8 protein-coding genes are annotated in these 8,166 nt (G+C 62.2%); 2 read left to right on the plus strand and 6 right to left on the minus strand.

Annotation, left to right across the window (positions count from 1 at the left end; all coding sequences use genetic code 11):
- Positions 1–149: 149 nt before the first annotated feature.
- From FFS23_RS10295 to glsA, 6 genes are all read right to left on the minus strand, one after another.
- Positions 150–731, minus strand: a complete 582-nt coding sequence (locus FFS23_RS10295) for a TetR/AcrR family transcriptional regulator (protein WP_137898550.1) — start codon at positions 729–731, stop codon at positions 150–152.
- A complete protein-coding gene (locus FFS23_RS10300; RefSeq protein ID WP_137898551.1) occupies positions 728–1,192 on the minus strand; it encodes a nuclear transport factor 2 family protein in 465 nt (154 codons plus the stop codon). The genes FFS23_RS10295 and FFS23_RS10300 overlap by 4 nt, the downstream gene beginning before the upstream one ends.
- 371 nt (positions 1,193–1,563) lie before the next feature.
- Entirely contained in the window at positions 1,564–2,367 is an 804-nt protein-coding gene (locus FFS23_RS10305) for a hypothetical protein (RefSeq protein ID WP_137898552.1), read from the minus strand.
- Positions 2,364–2,813 (minus strand): DUF2306 domain-containing protein, encoded by a 450-nt coding sequence (locus FFS23_RS10310; protein WP_137898553.1) that lies wholly within the window; start codon positions 2,811–2,813, stop codon positions 2,364–2,366. The genes FFS23_RS10305 and FFS23_RS10310 overlap by 4 nt, the downstream gene beginning before the upstream one ends.
- A 155-nt stretch (positions 2,814–2,968) precedes the next feature.
- Entirely contained in the window at positions 2,969–3,712 is a 744-nt protein-coding gene (locus FFS23_RS10315) for a LytTR family transcriptional regulator DNA-binding domain-containing protein (RefSeq protein ID WP_171009448.1), read from the minus strand.
- Between the two features lie 244 nt (positions 3,713–3,956).
- On the minus strand, positions 3,957–4,886 hold the full coding sequence (glsA, locus tag FFS23_RS10320; RefSeq protein WP_137898555.1) for a glutaminase A: 930 nt from the start codon (positions 4,884–4,886) through the stop codon (positions 3,957–3,959).
- Between the two features lie 1,939 nt (positions 4,887–6,825).
- On the opposite strand from glsA, the gene FFS23_RS10330 reads away from it, so the two are divergent.
- Complete coding sequence (locus FFS23_RS10330) at positions 6,826–7,479, plus strand: hypothetical protein (protein ID WP_249340624.1); 654 nt, start codon at positions 6,826–6,828, stop codon at positions 7,477–7,479.
- 380 nt (positions 7,480–7,859) lie between these two features.
- Positions 7,860–8,166, plus strand: a 307-nt coding sequence (locus FFS23_RS10335; protein ID WP_283214452.1) for a GTP-binding protein, incomplete at its 3' end; no start/stop codon positions are given.

An 8,166-nucleotide genomic window follows, 5' to 3' on the forward strand; every position in this document is an offset into this window, starting at 1 on the left:
CGAACAAACCCATGAAACGGCCGTTCGCGGCTGCAAGGCTGCTTCCCGCTTTCTGCCGTTCATTCATCTCTCTACAGTGGGTCACTTACCACAATGCTAGAAAGCTGAGTATCTTCTATCGGGGGGCGGACATTCGCCGGGGATATCGATCAGCCCTTGTGGTTGATAGCATCAATCAACAGAGATCGAAGTCGAGCGATGATGCGTCGAAACGCGGCTTCTTCGTTAAGCGCGCGGGATAGAACAATCGCTCCCTGGATGCTGGAAACCGCCTCTTCCGCGAGATCCGTTGCCGTTACAGGCGCGACGCCGCCCTTTTCAAGGCAGCCGGCAAGAGCAACAATCCAGCGCGCGAAATACTGCCTAACTCGGCTCGCAAAAAGCTCGCCAGAAGAGTTCAGACCGAGGCTGCCCACGACGCAGACCCGCCTTCCGGACAGAAAATAGGTAGAGACGACGTCGAGCATAACCGCGATCGCCTGGGCTGGGTCCGTGCTCTCTTCCAATGGCCGGAAGATTGCTTCGACGAACCACTGGTCGATATCGTCGAGCACGGCTGCCATCATCTCCTCCTTCCCGCCGGGAAAGAAGTTGTAGAGGCTGCCCTTGCCAAGGCCCGTCGCCTTCGAGAGCACGGTAAGGCTTGCGCCGTCGTAGCCGTGCTCGCGGAAGGCTTCCGCCAAAGCCGGAAGTGCGCGTGCGCGATCCGTCAGGACGCGCTTCGGCCTCATAGGTGCAGATCGCTCAGCGACGGATGGTCGTCCGGACGCCGACCCAGCGGCCAGCGAAACTTCCGGTCCGCTCCGGCGATCAACATCTCGTTGATGCTGGCATGGCGGTCCGACATCAGGCCGTCCTCGGCGAACAGCCAATTCTCGTTGCCGTAGGCACGAAACCACTGACCGCCATCATCCCGGTATTCATACGCATAGCGTACGGCGATCCGGTTGCCGGTGAAGGCCCAGAGCTCTTTGATGAGCCGATATTCATGTTCCCTGTTCCACTTGCGGGTCAAAAAGGCTTGAGCCTCATCCCGGTTCGTCGCGAACTCGACCCGATTACGCCAGCGGGTATCCAGCGTGTAGGCGAGCGCGACCTTCGCCGGATCACGCGTGTTCCAACCATCCTCCGCCAGGCGAACCTTTTCGACGGCGGAGTCATGCGTGAACGGAGGGAGCGGTGGACGGGACATCTCTGATCCTTTCGGCATACGGAAAGCGTGAGCAAGCGCCGGCACTTGGGAAAACACCGTTGGCACAGCGGTTGAGCGCACGGTCGATGTCCCTTACTCGTACGTCGCCTTGTGCCGATCGGTACAAACATTTACCGATCGGTACAAGGGGAATAATGGTCGCCGTGCTGCGGATCGACGCCGCCTCCAGTATCAGATCAGCTCCGCAGCAGAATGTCGGAATGCAGGGCGGGAGCGGCCGCCCTCCCCTCGGCCGCCATGCCCATTTCGGCCATTCGAATGCCCTCCCCGCTTCTCAACTTCAGACACTGGTTCATGTCCAAGGGGGAGGCAGTCCCGTGACCACTCGGCGAAGCTCCTAGTCCGTTGCGCTACAAGGCGATCCCCGGCCCCAGGATCGCGACAAACGCTACCGTCCCGAGGATGGCAACCACGCGCAGCAGCCAATTCGGCGGAAGGGTGGTTGTCGATGCGGCAGCCGTTGGCTTAATGAACCGACCCATGCTCAACAGGCCGGCATTACCGCCGAGTGCGACCCCGATCGACGCGCCGATCGTAGAGCGCCAGTCGCTGCCCGCAGCGAGCGCAGCGGCTAGCGAGATCACCCCTGTCGTCATCCACGCGATGACTGCATACCGCCGTGCCTGCGCAGCGACATCTGCACCGCTGAGCATGGGCGACAGCATTCCTGCGGCGACGCGAACAACGGCATAGTAACCGGCGATGCCAATAACCGCCGGCGCGACACGGGCGAGAACAGGATCGGCCACCCCGGTCATCACTCCGCGCCCGTTCCAATCGCCGATCCCGAGGACTGCGGAGAAGACGAGATAGCCGAAGGTGGTCAATCCGTTGAGCGCGAACACGATCCAACCTGCAAGCCGGCCCCTCAGCACGCCGCTCCCTCGCCAGACGAGCCAACCAAGCGCGGCGAGGATGACGTTGACCGCGGTTCCCGCTCCTGCGACGATCCGCCGGCCCCACAGCGACATGGCTTGTGGGTCGCAGCCGAAGTGGAAGGTGCTCCAGTTCGACGGATGCCCCCCCAACGCGGTGCAGGCGAGGCCATGCCCCACGCCCTCGTGCAGCGCGGCCGCTGCGACCCAGGCCAGTGCCGTCAGCGCGACGACGTCGGCGGGCGGCAGGCGCAGACCGGCGGATGACCCCGGCGTCATGCCCGCACCGTCGTAACGGTCAGGCGCGTCAGCACCAGCCAGTTACCGGTGACGAAAAGCGCGAGGTACAGCGCGATCATCAATGGCCAGTGGTTGCGCGGGTTGCTCATTCGGCTGACGCCCATCAGAGGATTGACCAGGAATTCGGTGACGAAGGCCATCCACACGCCGACATAGCTCATCGCCATCCGTCGCTGGTGGGTGACGAGGTCGCCGGGTTCATGCGTTCGACGCCACCGACGTAGCGCCAGCGGTCCCATCGCCAGCGTAGCGAGATTGACGAGCGCGATGACGTGAAAGACGTTGGGTCGCCCTGTAAGGTCGTACATCGACAGAGCGGTGCCATTGATCGCGAGGATCGCGGCGGCATAGGCTCTGCCAACGCGCCCGTGCCGCGCTGTCCCCTTGCGCAACATCAACACGGCGGCGGCGCTGACCAGCGCCACGCTTCCCATCCAAACATGCGCCGCACCGATTGTCGATATCCCACCCATCGCCCGTCCCCTTTCCCCAATACGGGAGCGGTGATGGTCGGCGGATCGCGGTTCGGTAAGGTGTGATTGCGCCGGATAGATACAAATTTCGCGAAACCGGTTTGGCGTTACGCCAGTCCACCGCGCTCCAGCCAGCCACGTGCACGACACAGTGCGATGCTGGTCTCGCTGACCGGCACGCGCGACCCATCGACGAGCTGCAGCGACCAGCGCCGCCCGGTGCGCTCGCTGCCCGTGACGGCGCGATCGGCGACCCATGCCCCGCGGTGGACCTGAGCACCTTGCACGTCGGCAAGATCGCCGACCGCATCGCGGAAGCGATAATGGACCAGCAACGTCCCCCCACCGCGTACTGCGAGGCGGCAGTAATGATCTTCGGCCCGAACCGAGAGCAGGTCGGCCGGATCAATGCCGGCGCGGGCGAGAATGCCGAAACTCGTTGCCGGCATCGCTGGCGAGCGAGCAGTGTCGGCCACCTCGTCGTCCTGCCCGGCCGGCGTATGCCGCGCGCGCGTGGCGCGGAGCAGGACCATGACGAAGCCCGTCACCAGCAGACCATAAGCGAACGGTTTCCAATCAACTGAGGCGTCTCCCCGCCCCATCAGGCGATAGAGCAGCGGCACCTCGATCGGGAGCAGCAAGTTAAGGACGAGAGCCCCCAGCGCCATACGGCCGGCGCTGTCACGCTTCCCCGGGAGAGATCGTCGCCAAGCGGACCAGCCGAGCATGTTTACGCCGACCAGTGCGCCCCAAAAAACCAGCGCAAGCACCAATCCGAACGCCGTAGCGACGCCAAAGGCGTCGACGATCGTGAGAATGACTGTGATACCTAACCAGATCACCGGTGGCATTGCGCCCGGCGCCGCGACGGTCGCAAGTCGTATCCTGGCGGACCCTGTCACTATAATCCTGCACCCCAGCTGGCTATGAAGGCCGCTTAGGCGCCCCATTCGCTTACGTCGATGGCCCCGCCACCATTGTGGTCACAGCCCCCGCATCGCCGGGGTGACGACCCGATTTCGGTCACTAGGGGATCGATGCTCGCGTGCCCAGCTTCGGACGTTCGCCCAAGGCGATGGGCGTCAACTTCTAGCGCTAGGAAGGTCGGCCATTTGAGCCGAGCGGCGGTCCAAACACTGACCAACCGGTGCGCGCCGCCAGCATCTCGAGCGCGCGAATTCCAAGTATCGAGTTGCCGTGCTGGTCTAGGTTTGGCGACCATACGGCAATGGATGCAACCTCGGGAGCGACCGCCAAAATGCCGCCGCCTACGCCGCTCTTGGCCGGCAGCCCCACCCGCACCGCGAAGTCGCCCGAGCCGTCGTAGTGCCCGCAGGTCATCATCAGCGCGAGAACCGTGCGCATGCGTTTCGCCTCAACCTGATCGGCGTCGTCCTTTCCGGCGAGCCGAGTATGAGCTAAGAAGTGACCGGCCCTCGCCAGTCCTTCGCAGTCGACCATAATCGCGCACTGCCGCACATAGGCGTCCATTACCGACTCGCTGTCCGAGCGGACGTTGCCGTGGTGGCGCATGAAGCTGAGCATTGCCCGATTGAGGTCGCCGCCTTCGTGCAACACATCGTCATCGAGAGGGACAATATTGCCGTCGAGTTGCTCGGTGACGAAGTCGACCACCGAGTCGGGGCCGCCGCTTTGCTCTACCAGCATGTCGGCGATGACGAGCGCGCCGGCGTTGATGAAGGGGTTGCGCGGGAGGCCGCTTGTTCGTTCTAGATCCACGATCGAGTTAAAGGGATCGCCGGACGGCTCGCGTCCCACCCGCTCGAATACGGCATCCCCCCGCTCGCATAGAGCAAGGTTGAGCGCTAGCACCTTCGAGATGCTCTGGATCGGGAAGGTGTCGATCGCACCCACTTGAACGACGGGGCCGTCGACGGGCACGATCGCCATGCCAAAGCCGCCCGGCTCCGCGTCGAGGTTCTTCGCATCGGCCGAGCCCTCGATCTCCAGCGCCTTCGCGTCAATTTCGTCGGCGATGGCAGTCACGATGCCGGTCAGGTCCATGCGGTCACTCCAGAATGTCGTCGGCGGAACGAGCATCGCGCGAAATCGGGTGCGTTATGCGACCTTGAACATTGCGGACATGCTCATTGGCCCGAGATCCAATCTCCAAGTCATTGACCAAACGCTTGCTTACCAACCCTCGTGCTAGTTGCCTCGCACCCTAATTGATATAGGAGCTGCTTCACAGCGAGCGAAGGTGATACATCGTGAAAACGGCGACAATCGCGACCCTGCTATTTGGCATGGCCCCTTTTCCTGTCTTGGCTGCCCAAGCCTTAGGTTCGTATGCGTCAGACCCACGTTCGGTTGGCATTCACAGTGGCACCGAGCAATGGAAAGAACGCGAGTATAGCAAGTCTAGGCAGCGTGTCCGTGCCGAGCCTCGTGCCACCAAGAAGTCATTAAAGGCCCCAAAAAACCTCACCCCGCGCCCTAGCGATAGGCGATAGGCGATAGGAAAGTTCGGGTGTTGCGGTGGATAATCCATACGTGGCGAAATCACGGCAGTCGCGCTAGGCAATCTATCCTTCGCCATCGGTATTCCACGAGGGCAACGGTACCGGTCGAACAGAAGCCCCGCCCATCCCGTACGCCGACGTCTGCTTGCGCTCCCTTCCGAATACCTGCTAATCCGTAAGATATTGATACCGACGGCGGCAAAAGTTGAACGGTGTTGATCAACTCATCCCTCGAATACTTAATCGCAACCGGCGGGCCGAACCGCGAAAATTGGCGTCTATGGCTTTTGATAACAGCGACGGGCGTGACGACATGCGTTCTGATCGCCATCTTTCGCGGCCACTGACGCCCACAGGCGGACGACCGGCTAGCGCTCGCGCCTAATGGCGAACACCCATCCGATGGCGATCGTGGCGATAGCAGCGGCAATCGCTCCGATCACAGCCAGCTTATCAGGCCGACGTTCTGCCATTCCGCGCAGGACAATTGCCGCCGAGACCAAGATGAGACCGCCTCTTAGCCAACCCGAACGCGACGCCATCGCGGAACCATCCGCGTCGCCCAACGCAACGTCAAGGCAAACGTCAGCTTTGCACCGAAGACCGGACCTTACGTTGACGACAAAGGTTCGCCGTCCTTAGTTACCGTTGCACGGTCCAATTTCAGCCGTTCATTAATCAAGGCACAAATTAAAGATGACAACCACTCCAGCCGTCCTAGCTCAGTTATCGCTACCTAATGTCTGTGCGGTGGTCTTCTACAAGCGAAATGGACTCAAGATAGATTTGATCTGCTGCGACGTTAAAGTCGCAGGACATGTATAGACCTTCCATGAGGAAGAGACTAGCTGACCAGACCTCATCACGCACCTATCTGAACTGCCGGGCGTCCGTGCCGATTGGTACGAAGCCATGGTAAGCCCGCCGTTCGCTACAGCCGAGACGATTGCATTCGACCGGCGGTGATCGCCCACCAGCGGAACCGACTACGACTGGAGCACCTATCCCATCCTCCGCTTCGGCGACGCACCACGCAGCGTCGTGGTCGACGTCGTGGACCGGCCAGGCACGCCGTTCCTCGGGACAGGCGAGTGCGCGCAGGGGCCGACCGCTGCCGCGCTCGCTAACGCACTTGCTGCAGCGGATGGAACCAGGGTCAGATCGCTGCCTGTTGCGAGGTCCGGCATCCAGGTATTCTGACCCGGTTGCCGTCACTCAGCCCGGGTCGCCTGCCACCCCAAACCGGCCGCTGGTTCGTGTCCGGGTACGTTGCGGCACGCGGCGGGGAAAATACCGAGAGCTCGAAGCTAAACAAGCGCCTGACCCGTAGTATATTAATGCTTTAGGTTCGGGACGGAAGCGAAGTCGGCGCGTTGTCTCCGACGGTGCTCGACATCTGTTCCGCTCCGTATGGCACGATAGAACGGGAGGAAGAGATGAGAGTGGATGCGTCTCGGGCATTGGGCGGGTACGCTGCTGTGATGACCCTCGCCACCACGTGGCTGCTTCTTGGAGCGAACACTGGTTCAAAGGTCGCGGCGTTCGAGACGATCGACGTCGAACGGATCAACGTCCGGGAGCCGGACGGCACGCTGCGCATGACCGTCGCGTCCCGCGGCCGGATGCCCGGGATCATCGTTGCCGGTCGTGAGACTCCACATCCCGATCGACCGCAGGCCGGCATGCTGTTCTACAATGACGAAGGCACCGAGAACGGCGGACTTGTATTCTCCGGGGCACTGAAGGACGGCAAACCGACAAATCTGGGCGCATTATCGTTCGATCGCTGGCGACAGGACCAGACGCTTGCGCTCAGCAGCACCGAGGATGGCAAAGATCGCCAGGTCGGGCTTGCGATCAACGACCGCCCCGATCAGCCAGTTGATTTCCCCGCGGTAGCACGACTGGTGCAGAAACCGCCGAGCGGGACCCGCGACGCAGCCGTGCGCGCGGCGGGTGCTGCGGTGACGCCGCGCGCGTTCTTGGGAAGGGCGCTGGACAAATCGTCGATCTTGACGATGCGTGACGCGACCGGCCGAAAACGGCTGGAGGTGCGCGTGACCGCAGACGGAAAGGCGGCGATCGACTTCCTTGACGCCGAGGGACGCGTCAGCCGTTCCATCACTGGGAGCTAGAAGGGACCGGATGGTGTCGGTCCTTGCTGCGGCACCTCGCCCCTCCGTACCTACATCGAGCCGGATGTGGAGGCTGGCGAAGCGGCGGCGAGCTACGAGATCCACGTCCGGTCATTCCCGGCCTCTTTTCGGCTGCCAAGCTCATGCAATTCATTCACTCTCGCAATGCAGGAGGTGATTAGCCTTGGTCCTGCCCGCTACCCCGCCCGCTTTCCCAAAAAGGATCGTGACTGGTGGAAGGGACAATGGATCAGACGCAGGATCGAGGCGGTCACGTCGAGCCAGCGAGGCGGGCGATCGCCTGTGATCGGAGAGCTACTGGACATCCGCCGAAGCTAATGGCAATGTTACGTTGTAACGTAACCCACTAAGAGACAGACATGGCAAGCGATACTCTGCAAGACACCCGCCTGCCGGTGACGGTGCTGTCCGGTTTCCTCGGGGCTGGGAAGACGACCCTGCTCAACCACATCCTGGTGAACCGCGAGGGGCGGCGGGTGGCGGTGATCGTCAACGACATGTCGGAGGTGAATATTGACGCCGACCTGGTGCGCGGTGGAGAGGCGGCACTGTCGCGGTCGGAGGAAGCGCTGGTCGAGATGACCAATGGCTGCATCTGCTGCACGCTGCGCGACGACCTGCTGGCGGAGGTGCGCACGCTCGCCGAGGCAGGACGGTTCGACTATC

It is taken from the genome of Sphingomonas sp. 2SG (assembly GCF_005503285.1).
In the GTDB taxonomy this organism is placed as follows: Bacteria; Pseudomonadota; Alphaproteobacteria; order Sphingomonadales; family Sphingomonadaceae; genus Sphingomonas; species Sphingomonas taxi.